At 65.3% G+C, this 25,374-nt stretch carries 22 protein-coding genes; 10 read left to right on the top strand and 12 right to left on the bottom strand.

Translation table 11 applies throughout. The annotated features are described in order from the left end of the window. Positions 1 to 2: 2 nt before the first annotated feature. On the bottom strand, positions 3 to 1,208 hold the full coding sequence (locus RP6297_RS15320; protein WP_009239470.1) for a globin domain-containing protein: 1,206 nt from the start codon (positions 1,206 to 1,208) through the stop codon (positions 3 to 5). Between the two features lie 230 nt (positions 1,209 to 1,438). Here RP6297_RS15320 and RP6297_RS15315 point away from each other — a divergent pair, with 230 nt between their 5' ends. From RP6297_RS15315 to RP6297_RS22705, 4 genes are all read left to right on the top strand, one after another. Continuing rightward, positions 1,439 to 1,918 carry an RrF2 family transcriptional regulator gene (locus RP6297_RS15315; protein ID WP_004628449.1) on the top strand — a complete coding sequence of 160 codons (480 nt, stop codon included), beginning with the start codon at positions 1,439 to 1,441 and terminating at the stop codon, positions 1,916 to 1,918. Positions 1,919 to 2,100: 182 nt separating this feature from the next. After that, positions 2,101 to 2,478: a DUF2795 domain-containing protein gene (locus tag RP6297_RS15310; protein WP_009239471.1), complete on the top strand. Its 378-nt coding sequence runs from the start codon at positions 2,101 to 2,103 to the stop codon at positions 2,476 to 2,478. Further along, complete coding sequence (locus RP6297_RS15305) at positions 2,478 to 3,044, top strand: DUF4142 domain-containing protein (protein ID WP_223293245.1); 567 nt, start codon at positions 2,478 to 2,480, stop codon at positions 3,042 to 3,044. Before RP6297_RS15310 ends, RP6297_RS15305 begins: the two co-directional genes overlap by 1 nt. Before the next feature lie 77 nt (positions 3,045 to 3,121). Continuing rightward, positions 3,122 to 3,253: a hypothetical protein gene (locus tag RP6297_RS22705; RefSeq protein WP_255211633.1), complete on the top strand. Its 132-nt coding sequence runs from the start codon at positions 3,122 to 3,124 to the stop codon at positions 3,251 to 3,253. Positions 3,254 to 3,268: 15 nt separating this feature from the next. Here the strand turns inward: RP6297_RS22705 and RP6297_RS15300 are convergent, their stop codons facing one another. Together RP6297_RS15300 and RP6297_RS15295 are read right to left on the bottom strand one after the other, a co-directional pair. Continuing rightward, positions 3,269 to 4,720: a sensor histidine kinase gene (locus RP6297_RS15300; RefSeq protein ID WP_009239474.1), complete on the bottom strand. Its 1,452-nt coding sequence runs from the start codon at positions 4,718 to 4,720 to the stop codon at positions 3,269 to 3,271. Continuing rightward, a complete protein-coding gene (locus tag RP6297_RS15295) occupies positions 4,698 to 5,378 on the bottom strand; it encodes a response regulator (RefSeq protein ID WP_004628458.1) in 681 nt (226 codons plus the stop codon). The genes RP6297_RS15300 and RP6297_RS15295 overlap by 23 nt, the downstream gene beginning before the upstream one ends. A 147-nt stretch (positions 5,379 to 5,525) precedes the next feature. On the opposite strand from RP6297_RS15295, the gene RP6297_RS15290 reads away from it, so the two are divergent. Then, entirely contained in the window at positions 5,526 to 6,575 is a 1,050-nt protein-coding gene (locus tag RP6297_RS15290; RefSeq protein ID WP_009239475.1) for an ABC transporter substrate-binding protein, read from the top strand. A gap of 18 nt (positions 6,576 to 6,593) precedes the next feature. Here RP6297_RS15290 and RP6297_RS15285 read toward each other — a convergent pair whose 3' ends face one another. Next, positions 6,594 to 7,721: a porin gene (locus RP6297_RS15285; RefSeq protein ID WP_009239476.1), complete on the bottom strand. Its 1,128-nt coding sequence runs from the start codon at positions 7,719 to 7,721 to the stop codon at positions 6,594 to 6,596. A 294-nt stretch (positions 7,722 to 8,015) separates the two neighbouring features. Here RP6297_RS15285 and RP6297_RS15280 point away from each other — a divergent pair, with 294 nt between their 5' ends. Together RP6297_RS15280 and RP6297_RS15275 are read left to right on the top strand one after the other, a co-directional pair. Next, the gene (locus tag RP6297_RS15280) at positions 8,016 to 8,450 is read left to right on the top strand and encodes a PaaI family thioesterase (RefSeq protein WP_004628463.1); all 435 of its coding nucleotides are present in this window, start codon (positions 8,016 to 8,018) and stop codon (positions 8,448 to 8,450) included. Positions 8,451 to 8,472: 22 nt separating this feature from the next. After that, positions 8,473 to 9,072: a hydrolase gene (locus RP6297_RS15275; protein ID WP_009239477.1), complete on the top strand. Its 600-nt coding sequence runs from the start codon at positions 8,473 to 8,475 to the stop codon at positions 9,070 to 9,072. Positions 9,073 to 9,076: 4 nt separating this feature from the next. Here the strand turns inward: RP6297_RS15275 and RP6297_RS15270 are convergent, their stop codons facing one another. Further along, positions 9,077 to 9,922 carry a helix-turn-helix transcriptional regulator gene (locus RP6297_RS15270; RefSeq protein WP_009239478.1) on the bottom strand — a complete coding sequence of 282 codons (846 nt, stop codon included), beginning with the start codon at positions 9,920 to 9,922 and terminating at the stop codon, positions 9,077 to 9,079. Between the two features lie 124 nt (positions 9,923 to 10,046). Here RP6297_RS15270 and RP6297_RS15265 point away from each other — a divergent pair, with 124 nt between their 5' ends. After that, positions 10,047 to 11,513, top strand: a complete 1,467-nt coding sequence (locus tag RP6297_RS15265) for an MFS transporter (protein WP_009239479.1) — start codon at positions 10,047 to 10,049, stop codon at positions 11,511 to 11,513. Between the two features lie 173 nt (positions 11,514 to 11,686). Further along, positions 11,687 to 12,427 (top strand): aquaporin, encoded by a 741-nt coding sequence (locus RP6297_RS15260; RefSeq protein ID WP_009239480.1) that lies wholly within the window; start codon positions 11,687 to 11,689, stop codon positions 12,425 to 12,427. Between the two features lie 10 nt (positions 12,428 to 12,437). Here the strand turns inward: RP6297_RS15260 and RP6297_RS15255 are convergent, their stop codons facing one another. The 4 genes from RP6297_RS15255 to RP6297_RS15240 all read right to left on the bottom strand — a co-directional run bounded on the left by RP6297_RS15255 (position 12,438) and on the right by RP6297_RS15240 (position 19,244). Then, positions 12,438 to 13,085: a response regulator transcription factor gene (locus RP6297_RS15255; protein WP_009239481.1), complete on the bottom strand. Its 648-nt coding sequence runs from the start codon at positions 13,083 to 13,085 to the stop codon at positions 12,438 to 12,440. Positions 13,086 to 13,327: 242 nt separating this feature from the next. Continuing rightward, positions 13,328 to 14,542 (bottom strand): EAL domain-containing response regulator, encoded by a 1,215-nt coding sequence (locus tag RP6297_RS15250; protein WP_009239482.1) that lies wholly within the window; start codon positions 14,540 to 14,542, stop codon positions 13,328 to 13,330. Positions 14,543 to 15,483: 941 nt separating this feature from the next. Further along, positions 15,484 to 16,290: a MetQ/NlpA family ABC transporter substrate-binding protein gene (locus RP6297_RS15245; protein WP_009239483.1), complete on the bottom strand. Its 807-nt coding sequence runs from the start codon at positions 16,288 to 16,290 to the stop codon at positions 15,484 to 15,486. A 137-nt stretch (positions 16,291 to 16,427) separates the two neighbouring features. Next, a complete protein-coding gene (locus RP6297_RS15240; protein WP_037028115.1) occupies positions 16,428 to 19,244 on the bottom strand; it encodes a sensor histidine kinase in 2,817 nt (938 codons plus the stop codon). A gap of 167 nt (positions 19,245 to 19,411) precedes the next feature. Here RP6297_RS15240 and RP6297_RS15235 point away from each other — a divergent pair, with 167 nt between their 5' ends. Beyond that, positions 19,412 to 20,557 carry an IS481 family transposase gene (locus tag RP6297_RS15235; protein WP_009239574.1) on the top strand — a complete coding sequence of 382 codons (1,146 nt, stop codon included), beginning with the start codon at positions 19,412 to 19,414 and terminating at the stop codon, positions 20,555 to 20,557. Positions 20,558 to 20,687: 130 nt separating this feature from the next. Here the strand turns inward: RP6297_RS15235 and kdpC are convergent, their stop codons facing one another. Genes kdpC through kdpA form a run of 3 tightly spaced genes read right to left on the bottom strand, consistent with a single transcriptional unit; the run spans position 20,688 to position 25,356 of the window. Beyond that, a complete protein-coding gene (gene kdpC / locus RP6297_RS15230) occupies positions 20,688 to 21,311 on the bottom strand; it encodes a potassium-transporting ATPase subunit KdpC (protein ID WP_009239485.1) in 624 nt (207 codons plus the stop codon). Positions 21,312 to 21,326: 15 nt separating this feature from the next. After that, a complete protein-coding gene (gene kdpB, locus RP6297_RS15225) occupies positions 21,327 to 23,543 on the bottom strand; it encodes a potassium-transporting ATPase subunit KdpB (RefSeq protein ID WP_009239486.1) in 2,217 nt (738 codons plus the stop codon). Between the two features lie 40 nt (positions 23,544 to 23,583). Continuing rightward, a complete protein-coding gene (gene kdpA, locus RP6297_RS15220) occupies positions 23,584 to 25,356 on the bottom strand; it encodes a potassium-transporting ATPase subunit KdpA (protein ID WP_009239487.1) in 1,773 nt (590 codons plus the stop codon). Positions 25,357 to 25,374: the final 18 nt, after the last annotated feature.

Genomic DNA, 25,374 nt, shown 5'->3' with positions numbered 1-25,374 from the left:
GGTCAGAGGATGTCGTCCAGCAGATCGGGGCCGAACACTTCGCGGTGGATGCGCTCCGACGGCACACCGCTGGCGAGCAGCGCCGCACGCTGTGCCTGCATGAACGGCAGCGGGCCGCAGAGATAGAAGTCCGCTTCCGTCCCGTGGTCGCGCACGAACGTGTCGACCGTCATGCGGCCGGGGTGGGCCGGGCGCTGCGCGAATTCCGCGTCTTCGCCGGACTCCAGGAATACGTGCGCCTCGAATGCAGGCAGCGCTTGTGCGGCACGCTCCAGATCGTCGGCGTGGGCAACATGCGAGGCCGCGCGACTGGCGTGGCTGAATACGATCTTGCGCGCGCTGTTCTGCTGCGCGAGCGTGTTGAGCGCCGAGATCATGGGCGTGATGCCAACACCGGCCGACATCAGCACGATCGGGTTGCTGGTCGCCAGTTGCGGCACGAAGTCGCCGTAGGGTTGGCTGACCAGCAGGACGTCGCCTTCGCGCGCATTGGCGTGCAGCCAGCTCGACACGGTGCCCGCAGGGCGATCGGCGTCACCCGCATCACGCTTGACGGAGATGCGCCACGTGCGGCCATTCGGCGCATCCGACAGGCTGTACTGACGCTGCTGCAGTGCGCCCGGCGCCAGCTCCACCTGCACCGAGATGTATTGGCCCGGCAGGAAATCAGCCAACGGCGCATCCCCCACCGCTTCGAGCGTGAGCGACACCACATCTTCGGCCTGTTGGCGGCGGCTGACAATGCGCACCGGCTGACGATGGTCGGGCCCGCTGCCGGTGTGCTGATACAGGCGCGCTTCAGCCGCGATCAGCTCGGCGGCGAGCAGCCAGTAGGCTTCGTCCCAGGCGGCGAGCAGGTCTGGTGTGGCGGCGTCGCCCAGCACTTCGGCAATTGCGCCCAGCAGGTGGCGCGCGACAATCGGGTAGTGGCTCGGCTTGATGCCCACAGCGGCATGCTTGTGCACGATGCGGTTGACCACGGGCGCCAGCGCCGCGTTGTTGCCATGGTTGGCGGCGTACGCAAACACCGCCGAAGCCAGCGACTGCTGCTGCGACCCATTGGCCTGGTTGCCCATGTTGAACACGTTGGTCAGCTCGGGGTGGCTGGCGAACATGTTGCGATAGAAGGTCTGGGTGATGGTCAAGCCATGCTCGCGCAGCACCGGAACGCTGGCATCGATGTAGGGCTTGGACTTGTCGGACAGCATGCTGGACTCCAAATATGCGTGAAATATGCAACAAATAAGACGGGGGGCGCCGTCACGCTTTTTTCTGGATGGCCTGGTGCTCAGGCAACCGCTTGCATTGAATTCTATTAAACGTATATTTGTGATGCAACAAATTGACCTGCGGCAAACCGGCGCATCTTGTGCGCAACTTCCCGATAAGATGTGCCTCTCATGAATGTTTCTACCTGCGGCAACGCCGCACGCCCGCCATGCGACTGACCGACTACACCGACTACGCCCTGCGCACGCTGATCTACGTGGCCGTGCACCCGGACGAGCTCGTCACGATCCAGCGCATTGCAGATGCCTTCGACATTCCCAAGAACCACCTCATCAAGATCGTCCAGCAGCTTGGGCAGGACGGCTTCCTGCATACCGTGCGGGGGCGCGCGGGGGGCATCACGCTCGGCCGCCCGGCCGCCGAAATCAACCTCGGCGACGTGGTCCGCGCCACCGAGCCCGACTTCCGCATGGTCGAGTGCTTCCACGGCGACGACAACCACTGCGTCATCACGCGCGTGTGCGGCCTGCGTGGCGTGCTGCACGCGGCGTTGCGGGCGTACTTTGAGGTGCTCGACGGCTATACGCTGCAGGATCTGGTCGACAAACCGAATGCGGTCAGCCGCGCATTGGGCGAGGCACCGCTGCCGATGCCGCGTGCGGCCCGGCGCAAAGGCGTTGCAGCGTAGGCGCTCGTCGGAGTTGCCGTAGCACAGCACTGAAGCACGATGTCGGGCCTACGTAACTCAGCTGTCGCCCGCCCCAAGCTCTTTCCACCCCGCCGCACCGCAGGCATGTTCACTGCTGCGAAACGGTCGTTGGCCGCGCCATTTCCGGTGACGGCCCGATCAACCCGACCAGCGGAGGTGTCATGAAACCCACGCGCGACAAGAGCAAGTACGCGTCGTATTCGAAATCGACGTCGCAGAGCAATCGCAGCAGCGCATCGGCCAAGGAGCGCGGCGAGCACGCCAGCCACGGCAGCGCCGGCAAATCCTCCGAACGCGCCGGTGCCAAGTCGCATGAGCGCGGCGGCCACGGCGGCGGGGATGAACACGCAACGCACTCGCCGATCGGCATTCAAAAGGCCCTGAAGGGCGCGTCCTACCCGGCGAAGAAGCAGGCGCTGGTGAAGACCGCGCAGGCCAACGGCGCAGTTGACAGCACACTGAAGACGCTGCGCGACATGCCCGACGACGAATACGACACGCCGGCCGCTGTTTCGAAGGCCGTCAGCAACGAAAAGTGATGCGCATGCGAGCAAGAGGACGACTCATGAACAGATCGACACAGCCTATTGGAGTGCAGCGCGTTGCCGCGTTGTTTCTGGCAGCTGCACTTGGCTTTGGCGGTGGGCTGAGCGTGGCGCGGGCGGCGGTGGACAAGTCCGACACCACCTTCGTCACCAAGGCTGCGGCCGCCGGGATGCTAGAGGTGCAGGCGAGCCAGGCGGCGATTACACGCGCAGGTAATCCCGACGTACGCGCCTTTGCACAAAGGATGGTGAAGGACCACACCACCGTTGGCGACGAACTCAAGACGCTGGCCGGCAAAAAGGGCATCGCAGTGCCGGAGAGCCTACCCGCCGACGAGCGTGCGAAGGTGGACAAGCTCAATGCACTGGAGGGCGCCAAATTCGACAAGGCCTACGCCGACGAGGTGGGCGTGAAGGCCCACAAGGAAGCCGTCTCTTTGTTCGACAAGGCCTCGAAGGACGCGAAGGACCCCGACATCAAGGCATTTTTCGCGCACAACCTGCCGGCCCTGCGTGAGCATCTGCAGATGGCGGAGCAGTTGAAAACCGCAGCGAAATAATTCCGCGGGTTGAACCCTTCGTTGATCGAGGTGACCATGAATGGCCGACACCTTCCTGGCCGATGGCTTCGAGACCGATGCCCGACCAGAAGACCGTGGTGACAGAAAACGCCGCGCGCTTCAACGCCATCAACGGTCGCAACTACAACGATCTGTGGTTCTACTCGAACCCGGTGTTTGTGTCGGTGCAGCAAGTGCGGAAGCCGTAAGGCAGGGGCGGTGATTTACCCTGCAGCGGGCGCGCTCGTCCGCCGCAGCCAGACCGTCACCGCCAGCCCGATGCCACCGGGCCCGGGCGCCAGCGCAATCTGGCCGCCCATGCGATCGACGATCTGCCGCACGATCGCCAGGCCCAGGCCAGTGCCCTGGGTCTGCGTGCCGTCCAGACGCGTAAAGCGCTCGAACACGCGTGTGTACGCCTCGGGGGGAATGCCGGGGCCGTTGTCGGTCACGGTCAGCATCGCCCAACCGTAGTCCGCCGACACCTGCACCGTCACGTGGCCGCCTTCCTGCGTGTAACGCACAGCGTTGTCGACCAAGTTGAACAACAGGGCGGCAATCAGCGTGCGGTTGCCCGACGTCCACACGGGCAGGTCTGCAAGCTCGATGCCCAGGTCGATCCGGCGGCCATCGGCCAGCAGTGCGAGGTCTTCCAGCACGGTGCGCGCCACCTGAGAGAGGTCCACCACCTCGCTCGTCGCGGCCGAGGATTCGGCCTGAGACAGCAGCAACAAGTCGTTGATGAGATCCGCCAGGTTGCGCGTGCTGGTGCGCGCGGCCCTCAGGACTTCATGCAGCGCGGCATCTGCGTTGGTTTGCGCCGCCACCTGCATCTGCGTATCGAGAATCGCCAGCGGCGTGCGCATCTGGTGCGCGGCATCGGCAATGAAGCGCTTCTGCGTGAGCGCGTTGTCGGCAATGCGCTGCAGGTACTGGTTGAACGCGCCGGCAATCGGCTGCAACTCGTGCTGCAGGCCGTCGGGGTCGAGCGGCGCGAGGTCGGTGGGGGCGCGTGCCGACACATTGCCGGCCAGCCGCAAGATCGGCCGCAACTCCAGCGTCAGGCCGATGAGGATCATTGCCAGCGCCAGCCCCACGAGCGCGAGCTGGCGCACGGTGGCGGGCCACCACAACTGGCGGATCATCGCGTCGCGCCCGTTCATGGTTTGCGCGACGCGCGTGACGACGCGTTCGGTGCGTCCGGCGTCGTACATGGTGCGCACCACGGCGGCCACGTGCACGGGCTGGCCCTCCACGGTATCGGTGTAGGTGCCGGCATCGGCGAGGCCCGCCGCGTCAAACGCGGGGCGCGTGCCGAAGTCGAGCCGCCCGGCCAGCAGGCGGCCGTGCTCGGTGCTGACCTGGTACGTCACCTGGTCGCGCACCGGGGTTTCGGGCGCGGCAAACACGGCCAGCGCAGCCGGCGGCACCGACACGCGCAGGCGGCCTTCATCCCACTCGATCTGCCCGCTGATCATCTGGGCGGCCGTGTCCAGCGCATGAAAGTGCACGAGATCGGCGTTGTGGCGCGCGGCGGCGAGGTCGAGCCAGCCATCGGCCGCCACATAGACGACCAGCGGCAACGCCAGCCATAGCACCAGCCGCGCACGCAGGCTGCGGGCACGCGCCGGAGCGGACTGCGCCGGCGCTTGATCAGGACTGCGCGGCGGAGGCATCGCGCAGCAGGTAACCAAGACCGCGCAGCGTGACGATGGTAGCGGCGGAATGCTCCAGCTTCTTGCGCAGACGGTGGATATAGATTTCGATGGCCTCGGGGCTGGCTTCATCGTCCATACCGAACACGCCGTTCACCAGCGCCGGTTTGGACACCGTGCGACCCAGCTTGAGCATCAGAATTTCAAGCACCGTATGCTCGCGTGCGGGCAGCACCAGGGGCTGGCCGGCCAGATTGAAGGTACGGCTGCCGGTGTGGTACGTCAGGTCGCCGCATTGCAGCTCGACGGATTGGTCCGGCGTGCTGCGCCGCACCAGCACCTGGATCCGCGCAATCAGCTCGCGAATCTCGAACGGCTTGACGAGGTAGTCATCGGCGCCGGCACCCAGGCAGGCGACCTTGTCGTCGATCCCGCCGCTGGCTGTCAGGATGAGCACCGGCACCGGGTTGCGCCGGCCGCGCAAACGTTGCAATACACCTTGCCCCGACAACGTGGGCAATTGCAGATCGAGCAGCACGACGTCGTAGTGTTGCGTCAGCAACAGGGTATCGGCGGATTCGCCATCGCTGGCGTGATCCACGGTGAATTGGGCGCGGCGCAGGGCTTCCGACAGCCAGTGCGCCAGCGGGGCGTTGTCTTCGATCAGGAGCAGCTTCATGCGAAAACAGCGCGTCCGAAAAATGAAAGCGATTTGTGGGTTGCCGCTTCCTAGAATGGTGGCGGCTGCCTACGCGCGCCGGAGGCATCACTCGCCAGACCCGGACCGCGCGATACCGATATCTACAAAAGAGCCGGAGACAACTCAATGGGTGTTTTTACCTGCAGGACCGCCCGCGCACGCGGGGTCCGGGGCTGGATCACGCCGTGGCTCGCTGCCCTTCTGGCAGTGGCAACTTCGCATGCCCTCGCACAAGACCCGACGCGCTTGACGCTCATGGTCAGCGGCACCGCCAAGATGATCTACCTGCCGGCCACGCTGGCGCAACGTCTGGGCTATTTCCGCGACGAAGGGCTCGATGTGGAACTGCTCTCGCAGCCCGCCGGCGTTGATGCGGAAAGCGAACTGCTCACCGGCTTTGCGCAAGGCGTGGTCGGCTTCTATGACCACACCATCGACCTCCAGGCCAAGGGCAAGGAAGTGCGCGCCATTGTCGTATTCAGCCAGGTGCCGGGCGAAGCGGAAGTCGTGTCGACACGCTTGCCGGCGACGGTGCAGTCGATGCGTGACTTGCGCGGCCGCACGCTGGGCGTGACGGGGCTGGGCGCATCCACGAGCTTTCTCACGCGCTACCTGATGGTGCAGCAGGGGCTCTCGGCCGGCGACTACACCATGCTGCCGGTTGGCGCGGAACGCAGTTTCGTCACTGCGCTGCGCAACGGCCGCATCGATGCCGGCATGACCACCGACCCGACGGTCTCGCGCCTCTTGCACGGCGGCGAAGCGCGCGTGCTGCTCGACTTGCGTACGCTCGAGAGCACACGAGCGGCGCTCGGCGGTTCGTACCCGGCCGCGTGCCTGTACCTGCAGACCGCATGGCTGGAAGCGCATCCGGACATCGCTGCCAAACTGGCCCGCGCATTCGTGCGTACCCTGCATTACCTGCACACGCATGGTGCAGAAGACATCGCCGCCCGCATGCCGCCTGAATTCCGGCGCGATCATCCCGAGCTGTACACAAGAGCGCTTGCCGCCGCGTTGCCCACCTTCAGCACCGACGGACGCATGCCGGACGACGGCCCACCCACCGTCCTGCGCGTCCTTGCCGCCAGCAATGCCAACGCGCGCGACAAGCACATCGACCTCTCGCGCACCTACACCAACAGGTTTGTCGATCAGGTGCGCGAGCGCCGCTAGCTCAAGCCAAACAGGCGCTTAGAAGCGCGTGCGCATACCGACGGCGAACTCCGTCTGGCTGTTGTGGCCGTTGGTGCCGCCCACGATGTACTGATCTTTCAGCTTCATGTAGTCAGCCGCGACGTAGAACTCCGTGCGCTTGGACACGTGGTAGAACACCGAACCGTACAGCGTGTTCTTGCGGCCGCTGCCCGCTGCCGTGGCACCCGCGACGTTGGCATAAGCGTTGAGCGTGTTGCCATCGGCGCTGAACGCGGCGTTGCCGGCCTTCATGATCTGGTAGCCGATTTCGTAGTCGAAGGCGCCTTGCGGAGCGATCTTCAGCGACACGGTGTAGGCGTCGTCCTTGCGGTTGCCCAGTGCGGCCGGTTGCTCGCCGGTGTAGTGGAAGTAGCCGGCGTTCACGCGGAACATGCCGAAGATCACGTTGCCGCCCACCGAGTACGAGCGGTCCATGAAGCCGTTGACCTTCGCTTGTTGCGCGAAGCCTGCGAGGTGGAAGTTGTCGCCGTTGTAGCCCAGCGCCAACGATTCGGTGGTGCCTTGCGTGAACTGGCCCGGCACTTCGCCAAACTGATAGGCCAAGCCGGTAAAGAAGCGGCCATCCCACAGCTTCTTCCACACTACGCCGTTGTTCAGACGTGTGCCCGTTGCGCTGCCTGCGTAGAAGATCAGTTGCTTGAAGTTGTTGACGTTGGTGTAGCCGCCTTCATCCAGCGTGACGCTAGCGCTGCCGTACGGGTCGCCGTAGATGCCAGAGATGTCACGCGCAATCGCGTTCTGGCGGCCGAAGGTCAGCTTGCCCAGCGATTCGCTCGACAGACCCACCCAGGCGTCGCGGTTGAACAACACGCCCGGGGTGTCCATGTTGCCGGTCGGCGTTTCGAATTCCGATTCCAGCTTGAAGATGGCCGACGTACCGCCGCCCAGGTTTTCCTTGCCGGTCAGGCCCCAGCGGCTGCCCGAGAACCAAGGCACCTGGAAACCGGTGGTGCGTGCGCCCGCGGCGTTGGTGTTGTTGACGGTGCTGATGGTGGTGTCGATCAGGCCGTAAAGCGTCACGTTTGACTGGGCATGGGCGGCGCTGGCGGCCAGCGTGGCCGCGGCAGCTGCAGTTGCCGCAAGGGCAAACTTGATGCGGGACATTGAAGTCTCCTTCCTTTGTGGGTGATGGTGTCCGGTCGTGATGCCGGCTTCGGGAAACGCGCAACGGCAGTGGGTCAGGCCGCCGATGCAATCGCTGGGCGAGCGTAGAAGGGGGCACCTTTCTGGAGCCTTTCGCGTCGGCGTGCGCGCAACGCTAGGGTCTACCCGTATTGGGGCATGCGCAGACGCGCGGTTGTTGCGTCGCCCAATGCAATGCATTGCAGCCCCGGCAATCGGCCTCGCGGTAGAGTCTTGAGTCACCTCGTCTCATCTCACCTCCACCAGACCCCGCCCATGCATCCGTCCCAAATGACCGGCCTGCAACTGCTGCAGGCCATGTCGCACGGTGATCTCCCGCGCGCGTCCATCAGCGAAACCATCCCGATGACGATGGATGTCATCGAAGCAGGCACCGTGCACTTCGGTGCCCAGGCCGACAAGCGCCACCTCAATCCGCTGGGCGGTGTGCACGGTGGCTTTGCGGCGACGGTGCTCGACTCCGTGACCGGCTGCGCCGTGCATTCGATGCTGGAAGCCGGCGTCGGCTACGGCACGGTTGACCTGAACGTGAAGATGGTAAAGGCCGTGCCGGTGGATACGCCGCTGGTGGCCGTTGGGCGCGTGCTGCATCTCTCGCGCACGATCGGCGTGTCGGAGGGCACGCTCAAGACGCAGGACGGCACATTGCTCGCGCATGCCACGGCAACGTGTGTCATCCGCCGCCCGTAACCCCATTCACCTGGAGCATCTGATGCCTGAACCGCTGCAAACCCTGTCTGCCTTGTCTGCGAAAACCAGCGCGCTGGTGTTGATCGACCTGCAACGCGGCATCCTGCCGTTTGCCCAGGGGCCGCACTCGGCCGAGCAGGTATTGAGTGCGTCCGCCAGGCTCGCCAAGCGCTTTCGCGAGCTGGCTGCGCCCGTGGTGCTGGTGCGCGTGGGGTGGGCGCCGGACTACGCCGATGCGCCGCGCCAGCCCGTCGACCGGCCCGCGCCTACACAGCCGGGCGGTCTGCCGCCGCAATGGTGGGAACAGCCCGCCGAGCTGGAAGTCGCACCCACTGACATCCAGATCACCAAGCGCCAGTGGGGCGCGTTCTACGGCACCGAGCTGGATCTGCAACTGCGCCGTCGCGGCATCACCACGATCGTGCTGGGCGGTATCTCGACGCATGTGGGCGTGGAATCGACCGCGCGCGCCGCGTGGGAGCACGGCTACGCGCTGGTGCTGGCCGAAGATGCGATGAGTTCGAACGATGCGGCGATGCATCGGTCGTCGGTGGAGAACGTATTCCCGCGACTGGGCCGCGTGCGCGATACCAGCACCATCCTCTCGGCCTTGACGGCCTGAGCGTTCAGGCCCCGTCCTCGACGGGCACGTACAGCACCATGCGCAGGCGCGGGTCTTCCATTACCGGCAGGCCGATGTAGTCGTAGCGGACGACCTGGCCGCCGGGCGTGCGGATCAGCTTATGTTCTGCACGCTGGGCGCGCACTTCGTGCTGGCGCCACCAGGTATCGAACTCGCGGCTGCAGGTGCGCAGCCGGTCGACCAGCGCCACGAGCACCGGGTCATCTGCATGCGGGTCGTACACCGCGCGAAACTTCGCCAGCATCCTGCGCGCCTCGTTTTCCCACTCGACAAAACGCTCGCGCGCGTTGGCGTACAGAAACATGTAGACCAGCGAGTTGCGGTCTTCCGGCGGCATCGTGCCGAAATCCATGAAGAGCTGCGAGGTCGCCTCGTTCCAGCACAGCAGTTCGGTGCGGTAGCTGCGCACGTGGGCGGGCAGCGCCATGCCGGCGACGGCGCGCCGCAAGACATCCGGCACCGCCTCGGCCGTGGAACGCCCGGCCGCTCCCGCGCCGGCGCCCGTCAAAACGGATTCGGCACGCGCCAGGCCCCGCATGTGCGCGCGCTCGTCCGAAGACAGCTTCAGCGCCCGCCCGATCGCCTCGATGGTCGCCACGGAAGGCCGCACGTCGCGCCCCTGCTCGATACGCACATACCAGTCGATGCTGATGTTGGCGAGTTGCGCGACTTCTTCGCGGCGCAGGCCCGCGGTGCGGCGGCGCCCGCTGCCCTCGGGCAGCCCCACGTCCTGCGGGCGCAGATGGCTGCGGCGGCTGCGCAGGAACTCGCCCAGCTCGTTGCGGGGCGCGGCGGGTAAGGGCGCAAGGTCGGCGGTGAAATCGTCCATGGCGGTATTACACACGCTGGCATGTGCGGGTGGGAGGGACAAGCTAATCCTAGGTTAATCCTAGCTCTGCATCGAATCGGCTCGCGCACCTACGCTGCGTTCATCCCACTTTCCGGAGCCGATCGTGACTCACCCTTCTTCTGCTTCCTCCGTATCGGAACCCCGCCGCTGGCTCGCCTTTGGAGTGATGGTGACGGCGCAATTCATGTTCATCGTCGATGCGTTCATTGCCAATGTGGCGATCCCGAGTATCCGCACGAGCCTGCATGCCACACCCGCACAACTCGAGGCCGTGCTGGCGGTGTACCAGCTTGGCTACGCGATTCTGCTCATCACTGGCGGCCGTCTGGGCGATCTGTTCGGGCGCAGGCGCGTGTTCCTGCTCGGTCTCGTCGCTTTTACCGCCACCTCGGCCGGTTGTGGGCTGGCGGGCAGCGCGGCGGCGCTGATCGCATGGCGTTTCGCGCAGGGCCTGTCCGCCGCGATGATGGTGCCGCAGGTGCTGGCGAGCGTGCAGGCGCTCTTTGCCGGCGCCGAGCGCGACCGCGCGCTGTCGATTTTCGGCCTGGTGATGGGTACCGGCGGGGCGGCCGGGTTGCTGGTGGGCGGCGCACTCACCAGCGCCGACATCGCCGGGCTGGGCTGGCGCGCGGCCTTCCTGATCAACGTACCGGTCGGGCTGACGGCCGCGCTGCTGGGCGGGCGCTGGATCCCGCACCCAAGCCCCGACGCGGCAAAGGTGCATCTCGATACCGTCGGCGTGGCGTGGATGGCCGTCAGCGTGGCCGCCGTGCTGCTGCCGCTGCTGTTCGGCCGCGAGCTGCACTGGCCGGTGTGGACCCTGGCACTGCTGGTCGTAGGCGTACTGGGCATGGCAACGTTCCAGCAGCTCGAGGCCCGTGTCGACCGCGCCGGCGGGACGCCGCTGCTGCCGCCCTCCTTGCTGCAGCATCGCGCCTTCATGACGGGCCTGACGGCGTCGGCGCTGCACTACATCGGGATGATGGCGTTCTTCCTGGTGCTGACGCTGTATCTGCAGAACGGGCGGCAGCTGTCAGCCGTGCGCATGGGTGTGGCCATCCTGCCGCTGGCCATCACCTTCCTGATCACGTCGCGGGTGGCCAATGCGCTGGTGCGGCGCTATGGCGTTCGCGCGCTGCTGGCGGGCCTCGGCCTGATGGCGTTGGGGCTGCTGGTGCTGCTGGCGGGATTCGGGACGGAATGGGCGCACCCCGCCGCGCCGAGCATGATGCGCATCGGGATTGCCGTGGCGCTGTACGGGGCAGGGCAAGGCCTGGTCGTCGTCCCGCTGATCGGCCTGGTGCTGACGGGCGTTGCGCGTACGCAGGCCGGCGCAGCGGCGGGGCTGCTGATTACCGCGCAGCAGTTGGCAGGCGCACTGGGCGTCGCCTGTATCGGCGGGCTGTATTTCACCTTTGCCGCTGCCGGCGGTGCCAACGGCATGGCGCGCGGCACGATGGCGGGATGCATCGCCATGCTGGCAGCGCTCGGCGCAGCGGCCGTGGGCTTTGCGCGGCTCGGGGCACAGCAGCGGCAACTGGCGGCCGCTAGCGCGGCAAGTCCGGCCTGAGCCGCACCATCAAACCACTTCCACCATTCGATACTCGGGCGCGCGACACAAGCGCGCCCGTGTGCATTGATCGGCCGCAGCGGTGATTCCACACTCCCGCGCGATGCGCTTGGCATTGCTCGCCTCCTTCCCGCATGGCCACTGTTTCCCACCTTCGTACCGCGGCTTCGGCCATGTCTGCTACACCGTCCCTGGCTCGCCGCATCGTCGCGGAAGGGCTTGGTACGGCCTTGCTGATTGCGGTGGTGATCGGCACGGGCATCCACGCAAGCCGGCTCTCCGGCGGCGATGCCACCTGGACGCTGCTGGCGCAATCGCTGGCCGGCGGCGCCGGTTTGCTGGCGCTGCTGACGGTGTTCGCGCCAGTGTCGGGGGCGCACCTGAACCCGGCGGTCACGCTTTCCGCGTTGCTGCGGGGCGGTCTGCGTGGGCATGAGGCGCTGGCCTATCTGGCTGCACAGGCCGTGGGCGCCGCGCTGGGTGTGGCAGCCGCGCATGCCATGTTCGGCATGCCGGCGTGGGCAGCAGGCACGCACGCCGCTACAGGGCCCGCGCTGTGGTGGAGCGAAGCGCTGGCAACGTTCGGACTGATCGGGGTTGGCATGGCATGCGGCCGTCATGCGCCACAGCAATTGCCGCTGGTGGTGGCCGCCTATATCGCGGCCGGATACTGGTTCACGTCGTCGTCATCGCTGGCCAACCCCGCGTTGGCCCTTGCCTGCGCGCTGACCGACGGCCCCTCCGGCATCCGCCCCGGCGATGTCCCGGGCTACATGCTGGCGCAACTGGTCGGTGCGTTGCTGGCAACGCCGTTGTTCAATTGGCTGATGGGTGTGGACGCAGCACCCGCGCAAGCATCCGGCACCACCATCGCACCGGCGCAAGCCGTGCCGAGGCATCGCCAGGCAAGTTGATGACCGGCGCTCAGCGGGGCGCTGTCAGCCCGCTGGCGCGGGCGTACTGAAAGAGATCGATTTCGCGCACCAGGCCCAGCTTGCGCAAGGCCACGGCCTTCTGCGTGCTGACGGTCTTCACGCTCGAACCGAGCATCTGTGCGATGTCCGACACGGCCGTGCCCGCGGCATACAGGCGAAGCACTTCCCGCTCACGTGCGCTCAGCCGCTCGAACCCATTCCGGTCGTTGGAACCGAGGCCCAGCTCTTCCAGAATGCGCGGGCTGTCATAGCGCACGCCGCGCGCGGCCGCCATGACGGCGTGTCCGGCATGAACAAAGTCATCGTTCTTGCTGACGATGCAAGCCACGCCAATCTGCCGCATGGCGCGTAACAGCGCCGGATTGCGGACCATCGTGCAGACGACGATGCCGCACCTGGGATGCTGCTGACGCAGGCGCGCCAGCAGTTGCATGCCATCGAAGGCAGGTTCGCCACCCAGGTTGTAGTCCGTAACGATGACGTTGCAGTCGATGTGCGCAAGCACCTGCATCAGCTCGCGCCCGTCGTGTGCCTGTGCGACGACCTGCTGCTGTGGAAACTGCCCAATGGCCGCCGCCAGCCCCATGAGAATCACCGGATGATCGTCTGCCAGCACGATCGAGAGGACAGGGCACATGCGCACGCCGTCAGGTCAGGCGCGTCGCCGTGGAGGACATGGCCGGCGCGGCGAGCAACAGGGTGGAAGAGATCGGAGCCGTCATGGAAGTCAGGAGCGCCGCTGAAAGGAGCCGGTACCTTACTCACCGGATATGCCCTGCGGGATCAGACTTTTCTTACTTTGGCTCCGCGTAACCTTTCGGGGCAGAAGCTGCTTTTATCTGGGTTGAGGAAAACTGAATGACGCGGTGGCGTTCGCCCTTAAGCCGCCGCCTGCACGTGCGCAAGAAACGCGGTCACGGACAGTGGTGCCGCCCACAGATAGCCTTGCCCGGTCGCACAGCCCAAAGCGCGCAGCGTCTGGCGCTGCGCTTCGGTTTCCACCCCTTCGGCAATGCACTCGAGATGCAGCGCGCGCGCCAGCTCGATCATCGTGCGGCAGATCACGCCGCGCTGGCTGGCCTGGTCCACCGCGGCTGTAAACGAGCGATCGATCTTGAGGATGGTGAAAGGCAGATCGGCCAGCAGCTTGAGCGTGGCAATGCCCACGCCAAAATCGTCGATGGCCAGAGGATGGCCCAGCAGGCGCAAGCGGTTGAGCGCGATGGTGAGCTGCGCGGCATCAGGCACGGGCGAGTCTTCCGTCAGTTCGATGGCGATCGCCGTCGGCGCAATGCGCGCCCCGCGCACGATCGCTTCGATGCGGTCTACGGTGCCGGCCCGGCTCAGCGTCTGCGCAGACGCATTCACGCCAATCGAAACGGGGTACGCATGCGCGGACAGCGCGTGCTGCACGCGCACGCAATGCTCCAACACGTGGAAGAACAGGCCGTCCGCCAGCCCCAGCGCTTCCAGGCGCGGCACGAACGCAGCGGGCGACACGCGCCCATGCACCGGGTGCATCCAGCGGCAGAGCGCCTCGGCGCCGGCGATCTGGTTGCTGGCCAGATCGTGCTGGGGCTGGAATACGACCTCGATCTGCTCGGGCGTTTCGTGGATAAGCGCGGCAAGTTCGTCGTCAGAAAACTGCGGCAAGCCGGCGGTTGCGGCAGGCGCCCGGTCCCGTTCGCGCGCGGCTGCTTCTTCCAGCAGCGGCAGCACGTGTGCAGGCCGCAGCGGCTTCTGCACGCCGCGCGTGCGCGTCAACCCGATCGCATCGGCCAGGCTGACATGCGACTCGACGATTGGCGCATCCATCGCACTGACCCACGCCCACACGGGAGCCTGTCGCGGAAAGATGCGGCCGCCGCGCAAGTGCATCTGCTCCATCAGTTCGGGACCGTTCATCGCGGGCATGTCGATGTCGCACAGCACCAGATCGACGTGGCAAAGCTGCAGGAGGTAGAGCGCCTCGCGGCCGTCGCACGCGGTCAGGATCTGCTGCACGCCCAGCGTATGGAGCAGTTGCCGGGCGGCAGCCCGTTGCACGGGGTGGTCATCCACCACCAGCACGGCGAGTTGCGCGAAACCTTCCATCGGCTAGTCCTTGTTGTTGTCGGTATCGGGCCGAGGCGCATCCCGTTTGCGCTGTGTGCCGGCACCATCAGCCGCCATTGAATCACCGCCCGGGGGCCTTGTCAGGCGAAGTCAGCACGCGGCGCCAGAAAAAACAAAGCCCGCGCAGCTTTTTAACTGCGCGGGCCTTGAGAGATTCCCCCAACCTTTTGAGCTTCCGGCGCCGGTGTCGACAGCGTCGGGATGCAAGAAATCGTGCCCGAAAAAAATGAAGCCCGCAACAGGGGCGGGCTCAAAAGGGGGGGAGTGCTCTCTAAAGAGAGAGCAAGGTGAAGTTTAGTGGAGGGGGTGCTGTCAGACTGTCCGGGGTTCGCCGAAAGGCTTGTAGGACAAAAACTGACGCAATTTCGCGATGTTAGCTGCACAAAGCACACCGTTACGCGCACATTCGCAGCAACAAGGTGATTCAAACAACGCTTTGGATAGACATCGCTCTGACGCGCTTTGGCGATCGAAGCGCGGTTCGAAGTGCACGCTTGAAAAAGCTGCGCTCGTTGCTATCGGGCAACGTCGCCGAGCAAAACGCGCAGAAAAATCAAGAATTCAGGGTAGCCGGAACCGGCCGAGATGCAAGGCGACCGGAAAAAGAACAAAAGCCGCGCGCCAAAGAAAAAAGCCCGAGCACCAGGTGCTCGGGCCACAATCCACCAAGGAGGGTGGAGGAGACAGTTCCTACTATAGCGAATCGTTTGTTGCGTTGCAATAACGTAGAACTACTTAATGTAACGAGAAGCTACAAGCGTTGCCAGCGCACCACGTGTGACGGAAACGATTGCAACCGTCACACACTGCTGCATCGCAGCAAATGACTTGGCGCACCGCCGGCTAAGCTGAGCCAGCGGCGCGCCGCGCTTCAATCTCGGGTCAGTTCGCGAAAGTAACCGCTGACTTAGCGTGGGAACTTAAAACGCCGGCAGGATCGCGCCCTTGAACTGCGTGTCGATGAACTTGCGTACGTCTTCAGATTGGTAGGCGCGCACCAGCGTCTTCACCCACGGCTGATCCTTGTCTTTTTCACGCACGGCGATCAGGTTGGCGTACGGCCCCTGGCGATCTTCCAGTGCGATGGCGTCCTTGGTGGGCGTCAGGCCGTTCTTGACCGCGTAGTCGGTGTTGATCGAAGCGGCGTCCAGATCATCCAGCGAGCGCGGCAGTTGCGCCGAATCCAGCTCGATCAGCTTGATCTTCTTCGGGTTCTCGACCACATCACGCGGGGTCGCATTGTTGCCGTTCGTGCCGGCACCCGCCTTCAGCTTGATCACGCCTACCTTTTGCAGCAGCAGCAGCGCGCGGTTGCCGTTGGACGGATCGTTCTGGATACCGACCTTGGCACCTTCCTTGAGCTGCGCGAGCGACTTGACCTTCTTCGAGTAAAAGCCCATCGGCGCCACATACGTCAGGCCCACATTGACAATCTTGTAGTGGCGCGCCTGGATCTGGCTGTCGAGGAAGGGCTGATGCTGAAAGCCGTTGGCGTCCAGGTCGCCCGAATCGAGCGCGGGGTTGGGTTGGGCGTAGTCGTTGAACTCGATGATCTTGACGTCGAGGCCGTCCTTCTTGGCGACCTTCTGAACGACTTCCCAGATTTGCGCATCGGGGCCGCTCATGGTGCCGAGCTTGATCTGCTTGGTGTCGGCGTTGGCGGCGGTGGCGACGGCAAAGGCGATGGCCGGTACGGCCACGCGCGCAAGGCGGGAGAACAGGGACATGGAGAAACCTCGTGGATCTTGTCGTGAATGAAATCCGCCCGCGGATAGCGGGCGTGTGACGTGATCCTGTCATAGCGGCGTATGTAACCGAACGACTTTTTCGGCATGTCCATATGCCCTGCAACGGTGCAGCCAGGCTAGGCGATGGGCTCGGCGTCTTCCACAGGCGGCGGCTCGGCGGCGGGCAGGGCGACGACGAAGCACGCGCCGCCATCGGCCGGCGCCTCCACCCAGATGCGGCCGTGATGCGCGCTGACGATCGCCTCGCACACCGCCAAGCCCAGGCCGACGCCCGTGGTGGCCGATTCCTTTTCGCCGCGCGTGAACTTCTCGAAGATGGTGCGCACCGAACCGGCGGGCACACCCGGCCCGTGGTCGCGCACCCGCAGGCGCAGTTCGTTGCCGCGCGCTTCGTCGTGGACGATCTCGCCGGAGACGCGGACCTCGGTACCTGCCGGCGCAAACTTGCCCGCGTTCTCCAGCAGATTCGACAGCACGCGCTCCATCAACGGCCCATCGCAGCGGATGAGCGGCAAGGCTGCGAGGTGATCCACCACCACACGATGATCGGGAAGCGGATTCGCCTGAAGCGCCGCACCCACCAGCTCTTCGATCGATTGCCACTCGAGCCGCAGCTTGACGTCCTGGTTCTGCAGGCGCGCCATGTCGAGCAGGTTGGTGACCATCGTACGCATGCGCTGAGCCTGCTGCCCGATGGCGGCCGCGGCTTCGGCCTGCAGCGCGGGCAAGGGCGGCTGCGCTCGTAGCAGCGTCTCGGCCATTCCCACCAGGCCTGTGAGCGGCGTGCGCAAGTCGTGCGACACGGCGGCCAGCAGCGAATTGCGCAGCCGCTCCGATTCAATCCGCACCAAGGCGTCGCGGGCGACTTCGACGTAATGCACGCGCTCGATGGCAATCGCGATAAGCGTGGCGCAGGCGTCGATCTGGCGGCGGTTGTCGGGTTGGGCGAGAACCTGGAAGGTTTCGGGCTCCACGGCCAGCACACCGCGAATGGCCATCGGCGCCTTCAAGGGCAGATACAGCACCGAGCCCGACGGCAGCGTATGCGTGCCCGTACCGGCAGGCTGGCCGTGCTGATACGTCCAATCGGCCAGCACGCGGTCCAGGTTGGGCATGCCGGACGGCGCATCGGTGCTGCCTTCCGGCTTGGCGACTTGCGGTGCGCCGAGCCGCCCATCGAGCCCGACGAAGAAGAATGCACAGCGCCCGCCAAACGTTGCGTTGACGAAGCGTCCGCCGATGCTGACGATCTGGTCCAGCGTGAGCGCGGCAGACAACTCCCGCGCGGCCTCATACAGCGCATGTGCCGCCGCCTCGCGCTGCACCGCTACCTCCGCTTGTTCACGCAAGCCTGCCGTCAACTGGCCCACCAGCATGCCGACCGCCAGCATCACCCCAAAGGTCAGCAGGTACTGTACGTCACTCACGGCGAAGGAAAAACGTGGCGGCACGAAGAAGAAATCGAACAGCGCCACCGACAGCACCGAAGCCAGCGCTGCCGGACCCCGCCCATGGCGCATCGCCACCGCCACCACCGCCGCCAGGAACAGCATGACGATGTTGGCCAGGTCGAACACCGGCCGCACGAGGCTGGACAACGCTGTCGCCACGCCCACATACACGCACGCGGCCACGTAAGCCGGCTTGAGCCAACCGGCCTGCGCATCGGCCGCGCGCTGGGCTTCGCTGCGCACATCAGCACGGCCGACCTCTGCAGCACGCGGCTGGAGCTGGATATGCGCCGGGTCCGCCGCGGCGCGAATCACGTCGACCTCGGGGCAGTGCCGCGCCAGCGCCTCGGCAAAGTCACCGCTGGGCAACCGGCGCTCCAGCCCGATCGCCAGCCGCAGCGCAACGACGACCGCGCGCGCCGATCGCCAGCGCTTCTCCGGCGGCCGCCCGATCACCGCCTTGGTGATGTTGTGGCGGCGGATATAACCAGTGATCGCCTCGACGGCGTTGGTGCCGGCCAGCGTCTCCACCTTGGCGCCGGCATCTTCGGCCAGCTTGAGCAGGGCATGCAAACGCTCGGTGCGTGCATCGGCGGCGCGCAGATGCGGCATCACCACGGCCACGGCATGCCAATCGCATTCAAGCTGGGCCGCGAGGCGCGCAGCGCTGCGGATGACCTGTTCGCCATCGCCCTGCGGGTCCAGGCAGGCGACGACGGTTTCTCGCGTGCGCCAGACGTTTTCAATGCGGCGCGCGCGGCGGTAGGCCTGCACGTCGTCGTCGACGCGATCGGCGGTGCGGCGCAGGGCGAGTTCGCGCAGCGCGATGAGGTTGCCCTTGCGAAAGAAATTGCGCGCCGCATGCTGCGCCTGCTCGGGCATGTAGACCTTGCCCTCGGCCAGGCGGCGCAGCAGTTCATCGGCCGGCAGGTCGACGAGGATGACTTCGTTGGCCGCATCGAACACCGCGTCCGGCACGGTTTCCCACACGCGGATGCCGGTGATGCTGCCGACGGCCTCGTTCAGGCTGTCGAGATGCTGGACGTTGACGGTGGTCCAGACATCGATGCCGGCGGCGAGCAGGTCTTCAATGTCCTGCCAGCGCTTTGGGTGGCGCGAGCCCGCCACGTTGGAGTGCGCCAGTTCATCGACGAGGATGAGTGCGGGCTTTCGCGCCAGCGCGGCATCGAGATCAAACTCGGGCAGCGTGCGGCCCTTGTATTCGATCTGGCGAGTGGGAAGGTGTTCGAGGTCGGCGACCAGCGCGGCGGTTTCGGCGCGGCCGTGGGTTTCGACCAGGCCGATGATGGCGTCGATGCCGGCTGCGCGCGCGGCCTTGGCTGCTGCCAGCATCGCGTAGGTTTTGCCTACACCAGCCGAGGCGCCGAAGTAGATGCGGAGTTTGCCGCGGGCGGACTGTTCCTTGCCGGATTGAAGTTCGGCTAGGAGTTGGTCGGGGTTCGGGCGCTGGTCGGCTGGCATGGTTTGTATTTTGGGTGCTTTTTGTTCTTGTGGTGCATCCCTTGTTTCATCCCCTGCCGGGGCTGACTCACTTTCTTTGTCTTGCTGTATGGACCGGGGACATAGGTGACAGGTGTGCGAGGACATGGTTGACACTTTGAGCGGCACATTCGCTCGGAGGTCAGGCCATGCCCTGGAGCACACGAGACACCATGAGCCTTCGTCAGGAATTCGTTCTATTGGCCCGGCAGGAAGGCTGTAACCGGCGCGAGCTGTGTCGGCGGTTCGGCATCAGCCCGCAAACCGGCTACAAGTGGCTGGCTCGTTACGTTGAGTCGGGGGACGCCGGACTGGCTGACCGGACGCGCCGTCCCTCGCACAGCCCGATGCGTACCGAGGCCGAGCTTGAACAGGCCGTCATCGCGTTACGCCAGCAGCATCCTGCGTGGGGCGGGCGCAAGATCAGCCGCCGCTTGGCCGACTTGGGCTGGAGTGATGTACCGGCGCCCAGCACCGTGACCTCCATCCTGCATCGGTATGGGTTGATTGCACCCGAAGCCTCAGACGCCTCCACGCCCTGGCAGCGCTTTGAGCACGCTGAACCGAACCAACTCTGGCAGATGGATTTCAAGGGCGGGTTCGCGTTGGCCGACGGCCAGCGCTGCTCGCCGCTGACCGTGATCGACGATCACTCCCGCTTCAACCTGGTGCTGGCGGCCTGCACGCAGACGCAGAGCGCGGTCGTGCAGCGTCACTTGCGCCAGGCCTTCGAGCGCTATGGGCTGCCGCTGCGCATCAACGCCGATAACGGCGCACCTTGGGGCAGTCCCACCCGGCCGGGGCAACTCACGGGCCTGGGCGTCTGGCTCATCCGCCTCGGTGTGCGCCTGAGCTACAGCCGCCCCGCCCACCCGCAGACCAACGGCAAGGACGAGCGCTTCCACCGCACGCTCAAGGCCGAGGCCCTGGCCGGGCGCTACTTCGCCTCTTGCGACGCGGTCCAGCACGCGCTGGATGCTTGGCGCACCGTCTATAACTGCGAGCGCCCGCACCAGGCCATCGACCTGGCCACGCCCATCACACGCTACCGGCCCAGCCCGCGACCGTATCCGTCTACGTTGGCACCGATCGAGTACAGCCCGCAGGACATCGTCCTCAACGTCGGATGGAATGGGGAGCTACGCTTCAGGAGTTGGCGCTTCAAGCTCTCCAATGCCCTGCACGGCTTGCCGGTGGCATTGCGCCCCGACCCTAAACACAGGGATCAATTCGATCTGTACTTCGTTCACCAACACCTTGGCCGTATCGATCTGAACCTGCCCGATGACTGCTGACATGTGTCAACCATGTCCTCGCACACCTGTCACCTATGTCCCCGGTCCATACATCTTGCCAAAGAAAGTGAGTCGGGCCCGGCAGGGCACGAAAACCGGGGACATACCATCAAGGCCCGACTCAAAACCCTCACTTCAAATCATCCAACGCCAGATTCAGCTCCAACACGTTGACGACCGGCTCGCCAAACACCCCAAGCACCGGCCCCTTGGTGTTCTCAGCCACCACCTTCTTCACCAGATCAGGCGACATGTGGCGAGCCTTGGCCACACGCTCTACTTGGTACGCCGCAGCAGCAGGACTGATCTCCGGGTCCAGCCCGCTAGCGGATGCCGTCACAAGATCCGCCGGAATCGGCGCAGTGTTCGTCGGGTCCGCTTCCTTGAGCGCCGCAATCCGCGCCTTGGCCGCCTCCGTCAGCGCCGGGTTGCTCGGCCCCAGGTTGGAGCCGCTTGACGCCTGCGCGTTATAGGGGTTCGGCGCCGTCGCCGAGATCCGCCCCCAGAAATACTCCGGCGTATCAAAGTTCTGCCCGATCAACGACGAGCCAACGGCCTTGCCATGACGCTCGATGATCGAGCCGCCGGCCTGCGCCGGAAACAGCGCCTTGCCAACCCCCGTCACCACCACCGGATACAGCACGCCGGTAATGAGCGACAGCCCAACAAACACCACCAGCGCCGCACGCAGCAGCCCACCTTGTTGCGGCACGTCGGCCTGAACAGGTTGACGCGCTTGAGTTGTGGTTGCCATGAATGCACTCCTTCCTTAAACCCAGCCCATCGCGGCCAGGAACATGTCGATGATCTTGATGCCCGGGAAGGGCAGCAGCAGGCCGCCCAGGCCGTAGATCAAGAGGTTGCGGCGCAGCAGCGTGGCGGCCCCCAGCGCGCGGTACTTCACGCCCTTGAGCGCCAGCGGAATCAGGAACACGATGATCAGCGCATTGAAGATCACCGCGCTCATTACGGCCGATGCGGGCGTCGCCAGGTGCATCACGTTCAGCGCGGCGAGTTGCGGGTACGTGGTCGCAAACGCGGCCGGGATGATCGCGAAATACTTCGCCACGTCATTGGCGATCGAGAACGTGGTGAGCGAGCCGCGCGTCATCAGCATCTGCTTGCCGATCTCGACAATCTGGATCAGCTTGGTCGGGCTGGAATCCAGGTCGACCATGTTGCCGGCCTCCTTGGCGGCCTGCGTGCCGCTATTCATGGCGACGGCCACGTCAGCCTGTGCCAAGGCAGGCGCATCGTTGGTGCCGTCACCAGTCATGGCAACGAGCCGGCCCTGCGCCTGCTGTTCGCGGATGAGCGCCAGCTTGGTCTCGGGCGTGGCTTCGGCAATGAAGTCGTCGACGCCCGCTTCCGCCGCGATGGACGCGGCGGTCAAGCGGTTGTCGCCGGTGATCATCACCGTCTTGATGCCCATCTGGCGCAGCTCGGCAAAGCGCTCGCGAATGCCGGCCTTCACGATGTCCTTCAGCTCCACCACGCCGAGCACGCGGTCGTTGTCGGACACCACCAGCGGCGTGCCGCCTTGGCGCGCGACGTCATCGACGGCAGTCGACACGGCATCGGGAAACTTGCCAGCCAACAGCGTCACGTGCGTGCGAATCGCATCGGCCGCCCCTTTGCGGATCTGACGGGCCTCCCCGTTGTGCCCAACGTTGATACCGCTCATGCGCGTTTGCGCAGAGAAGGCGACGTACACGGGCTGCGTCTTCGCAAGGGCAGCTTCATCGATGGACGCCTCGCCCAGGTTGCGCGCGAGCGTGACGATGCTGCGGCCTTCCGGCGTTTCATCGGCCAGCGACGACAGCCATGCCGCCTCGGCCAACTGCTTGGCCGTCACGCCCGGCGCCGGGATGAAGCGCGATGCCTGACGGTTGCCGTGTGTGATCGTGCCGGTCTTGTCGAGCAGCAGCACATCCACATCACCAGCCGCCTCTACGGCGCGGCCCGACGTGGCGATCACGTTGGCCTGCATCATGCGGCTCATGCCGGCCACGCCGATGGCGGAGAGCAGCCCGCCGATGGTGGTCGGGATCAGACACACCAGCAGCGCCACGAGCACGGTAATCGTGATCGGTGAGCCTGCCTTCATCGCTTCCACCGAGAAGATCGAGTACGGCAGCAGCGTGACGGTCGCCAGCATCAGGATGATGGTCAGGCTCACCAGCAGAATCGTCAGCGCCAGCTCGTTCGGCGTCTTCTGGCGCTTGGCGCCTTCCACCATCGAGATCATCCGATCCAGGAAGCTCTCGCCGGGGTTGGCGGTGATGCGCACGATGATCCAGTCCGAGAGCACGCGCGTGCCACCGGTCACGGACGAGAAATCCCCGCCCGATTCGCGGATGACCGGTGCCGATTCGCCGGTGATGGCGCTTTCGTCCACCGAGGCCACGCCTTCGATGACCTCGCCGTCGCCGGGCACCATGTCGCCGGCTTCGATGAGCACGATGTCGCCACGGCGCAGGGCGGTGGCGGCGCGTGCTTCCACACGGTCACGGCGGCCTGCATCCGCCAGCACCTTGGCCTGCACCGTGGTCTTGATGCCGCGCAGCGATGCCGCCTGCTGCTTGCTGCGGCCCTCGGCCAGCGCTTCGGCAAAGTTGGCGAACAACACCGTGAACCACAGCCACACCGACACGGCGAGGATGAAGCCCGCCGGCGCTTCGGCCTGGCCGCGCAGCGCCATCACCCACAGGATGGTGGTGAGGATGCTGCCGACGTAGACGACAAACATCACCGGGTTCTTGGCCTGCGCGCGCGGCGACAGCTTGCGGAAGCTATCGACAATGGCGGGCTTGACCAGCGCCGACGAGAACATCGACAGCTTGCGCACCTCCTTGGCAGACAGCGTCTTGTGCGTGCCGTGCGCCTGCGGCTCGGTGGCTGCAGCAGTACCAGTACCAGCGGTGGGCTCAAGCTTGTGCTTGACCGTACGCACAGCCGGTTCGGATTCGGGATAACGGATAGCCATAAGGCACCTGTTGATATTGGGTAGACGACTCGCCGTGCGCTTAGCGTGCGAGGTGTTCTGCGATTGGACCGAGCGCGAGGGCCGGGATGTACGTGAGCGCGCCCACCAGCAGCACCGAGCCGATCAGCAGCACCACAAACAGCGGCCCATGCGTGGGCAGCGTGCCGGCCGTCACGGGCAGACGCTTCTTGGCGGCAAACGTGCCTGCCATGGCCAGCACCGGCACGATGATCCAGAAGCGGCCCAGCCACATGCAGATGCCCAGCGCCACGTTGTAGAACGGCGTGTTGGCAGACAGGCCCGCAAACGCGCTGCCGTTGTTGTTGGCGGCCGACGAGAAGGCGTACAGCACTTCAGAGAAGCCGTGCGTGCCCGGGTTGAAGATGCCCGCCTTGCCCTGCGTGACCACCACGGCCACGGCCGTGCCCACCAGCACCAGCAGCGGCGTGACGAGGATGGCGATCGACGTCATCTTCATCTCGAACACCTCGATCTTCTTGCCGAGGTATTCCGGCGTGCGGCCGATCATCAGGCCCGCGATGAACACGGCCAGGATGGCGTACACCAGCATGCCGTACAGGCCCGAGCCCACACCGCCAAACACCACTTCGCCCAGTTGCATCAGGAACATCGGCACGAAGCCGCCCAGCGCGGTCAGCGAGTCATGCATGGCATTGACCGCCCCGCACGACGCTGCCGTGGTGATGGTGGCAAACAGCGACGAGGCCACGATGCCGAAGCGCGTTTCCTTGCCCTCCATATTGCCCACGGTCTGGTCGATGCCAAGGTTGGTGAGCATCGGGTTGGCGTGCAGCTCAGCCCATGCCAGGAAGACGGCGAGCACCACAAACAGCACCGTCATCGCAGCCAGCACGGCCCAGCCTTGCCGGCCATCGCCCACCATGCCGCCAAACGTAAAGCACAGCGCCGCCGGGATGATGAAGATGCACAGCATCTGCACGAAGTTCGTCAGCGCGTTGGGGTTCTCATACGGGTGCGCGGAGTTGGCATTGAACGGGCCGCCGCCATTGGTGCCGATCATCTTGATGGCTTCTTGCGAGGCGATCGGACCCATCGGCAGGGTCTGCGTTTGCGTGGTGGCCTTTTCCGTGACGGGGTTGCCTTGGGCATCCTTGATCGGCTGGCCGCTGGCATCCATCTTCGGGTTGTCGTACGTGGTGGCGGTGACGGTGGTCACCTCCTTGTAGCCATCGAAGTTCTGGATAACGCCCTGGCTGACAAAGAACACCGACACGATGATCGACAACGGCAGCAGCACATAGACCGTCGAGCGCGTGAAGTCGACCCAGAAGTTGCCGATGGTGTTGGCCGAGTGGCGCGCAAAACCGCGGATGAGCGCAATCACCACCGCAATGCCCGTCGCCGCAGACAGGAAGTTCTGCACCGCCAGCCCGAGCATCTGCGTGAGATAGCTCATCGTGCTTTCGCCCGAATAGCCTTGCCAGTTGGTGTTGGTGACAAAGCTGACCGCCGTGTTGAACGACGAATCCGGCGTGACCGCACCAAAGCCCTGCGGGTTGAGCGGCAGCCACTGCTGCGCGCGCTGCAGCGCATACACCGCCAGCGCGCCCAGCACGTTGACGACGATGACGGCCAGTGCGTAGTGCTTCCAGCCCATCTCGGCCTTCGGGTTGACGCCGGCCACGCGATAGAACAGCCGCTCGACGGGGCCGAGCCAGTGCGTGCGCGATGGCTTGTCACCAAACACGCCGGTCATATACGCGCCCAGCGGTTTGGCCAAAACCAGCAGCACGACCAGATAGATCGCCAGCTGGAGGAGGAACGCATTCATGGTGTGCCTCGCAGTGTT

Origin of the sequence: Ralstonia pickettii, from assembly GCF_016466415.2 — a bacterium.
GTDB lineage: Bacteria > Pseudomonadota > Gammaproteobacteria > Burkholderiales > Burkholderiaceae > Ralstonia > Ralstonia pickettii.
Note: the sequence above shows the minus strand (reverse complement) of the source record. Positions and strands in the feature narration are given on the sequence as shown.

Coding starts and splice junctions, on each gene's coding strand:
- RP6297_RS15320 (WP_009239470.1), bottom strand. CDS start 1,208: ATGCTGTCCGACAAGTCCAAGCCCTACATCGATGCCAGCGTTCCGGTG.
- RP6297_RS15310 (WP_009239471.1), top strand. CDS start 2,101: ATGAAACCCACGCGCGACAAGAGCAAGTACGCGTCGTATTCGAAATCG.
- RP6297_RS15300 (WP_009239474.1), bottom strand. CDS start 4,720: ATGCCTCCGCCGCGCAGTCCTGATCAAGCGCCGGCGCAGTCCGCTCCG.
- RP6297_RS15235 (WP_009239574.1), top strand. CDS start 19,412: ATGCCCTGGAGCACACGAGACACCATGAGCCTTCGTCAGGAATTCGTT.
- RP6297_RS15240 (WP_037028115.1), bottom strand. CDS start 19,244: ATGCCAGCCGACCAGCGCCCGAACCCCGACCAACTCCTAGCCGAACTT.
- RP6297_RS15295 (WP_004628458.1), bottom strand. CDS start 5,378: ATGAAGCTGCTCCTGATCGAAGACAACGCCCCGCTGGCGCACTGGCTG.
- RP6297_RS15270 (WP_009239478.1), bottom strand. CDS start 9,922: ATGGACGATTTCACCGCCGACCTTGCGCCCTTACCCGCCGCGCCCCGC.
- RP6297_RS15245 (WP_009239483.1), bottom strand. CDS start 16,290: ATGTCCCTGTTCTCCCGCCTTGCGCGCGTGGCCGTACCGGCCATCGCC.
- kdpC (WP_009239485.1), bottom strand. CDS start 21,311: ATGGCAACCACAACTCAAGCGCGTCAACCTGTTCAGGCCGACGTGCCG.
- RP6297_RS15275 (WP_009239477.1), top strand. CDS start 8,473: ATGCCTGAACCGCTGCAAACCCTGTCTGCCTTGTCTGCGAAAACCAGC.
- RP6297_RS15290 (WP_009239475.1), top strand. CDS start 5,526: ATGGGTGTTTTTACCTGCAGGACCGCCCGCGCACGCGGGGTCCGGGGC.
- kdpB (WP_009239486.1), bottom strand. CDS start 23,543: ATGGCTATCCGTTATCCCGAATCCGAACCGGCTGTGCGTACGGTCAAG.
- RP6297_RS15250 (WP_009239482.1), bottom strand. CDS start 14,542: ATGGAAGGTTTCGCGCAACTCGCCGTGCTGGTGGTGGATGACCACCCC.
- RP6297_RS15280 (WP_004628463.1), top strand. CDS start 8,016: ATGCATCCGTCCCAAATGACCGGCCTGCAACTGCTGCAGGCCATGTCG.
- RP6297_RS15260 (WP_009239480.1), top strand. CDS start 11,687: ATGTCTGCTACACCGTCCCTGGCTCGCCGCATCGTCGCGGAAGGGCTT.
- RP6297_RS15315 (WP_004628449.1), top strand. CDS start 1,439: ATGCGACTGACCGACTACACCGACTACGCCCTGCGCACGCTGATCTAC.
- RP6297_RS22705 (WP_255211633.1), top strand. CDS start 3,122: ATGCCCGACCAGAAGACCGTGGTGACAGAAAACGCCGCGCGCTTCAAC.
- kdpA (WP_009239487.1), bottom strand. CDS start 25,356: ATGAATGCGTTCCTCCTCCAGCTGGCGATCTATCTGGTCGTGCTGCTG.
- RP6297_RS15285 (WP_009239476.1), bottom strand. CDS start 7,721: ATGTCCCGCATCAAGTTTGCCCTTGCGGCAACTGCAGCTGCCGCGGCC.
- RP6297_RS15305 (WP_223293245.1), top strand. CDS start 2,478: ATGCGCATGCGAGCAAGAGGACGACTCATGAACAGATCGACACAGCCT.
- RP6297_RS15255 (WP_009239481.1), bottom strand. CDS start 13,085: ATGTGCCCTGTCCTCTCGATCGTGCTGGCAGACGATCATCCGGTGATT.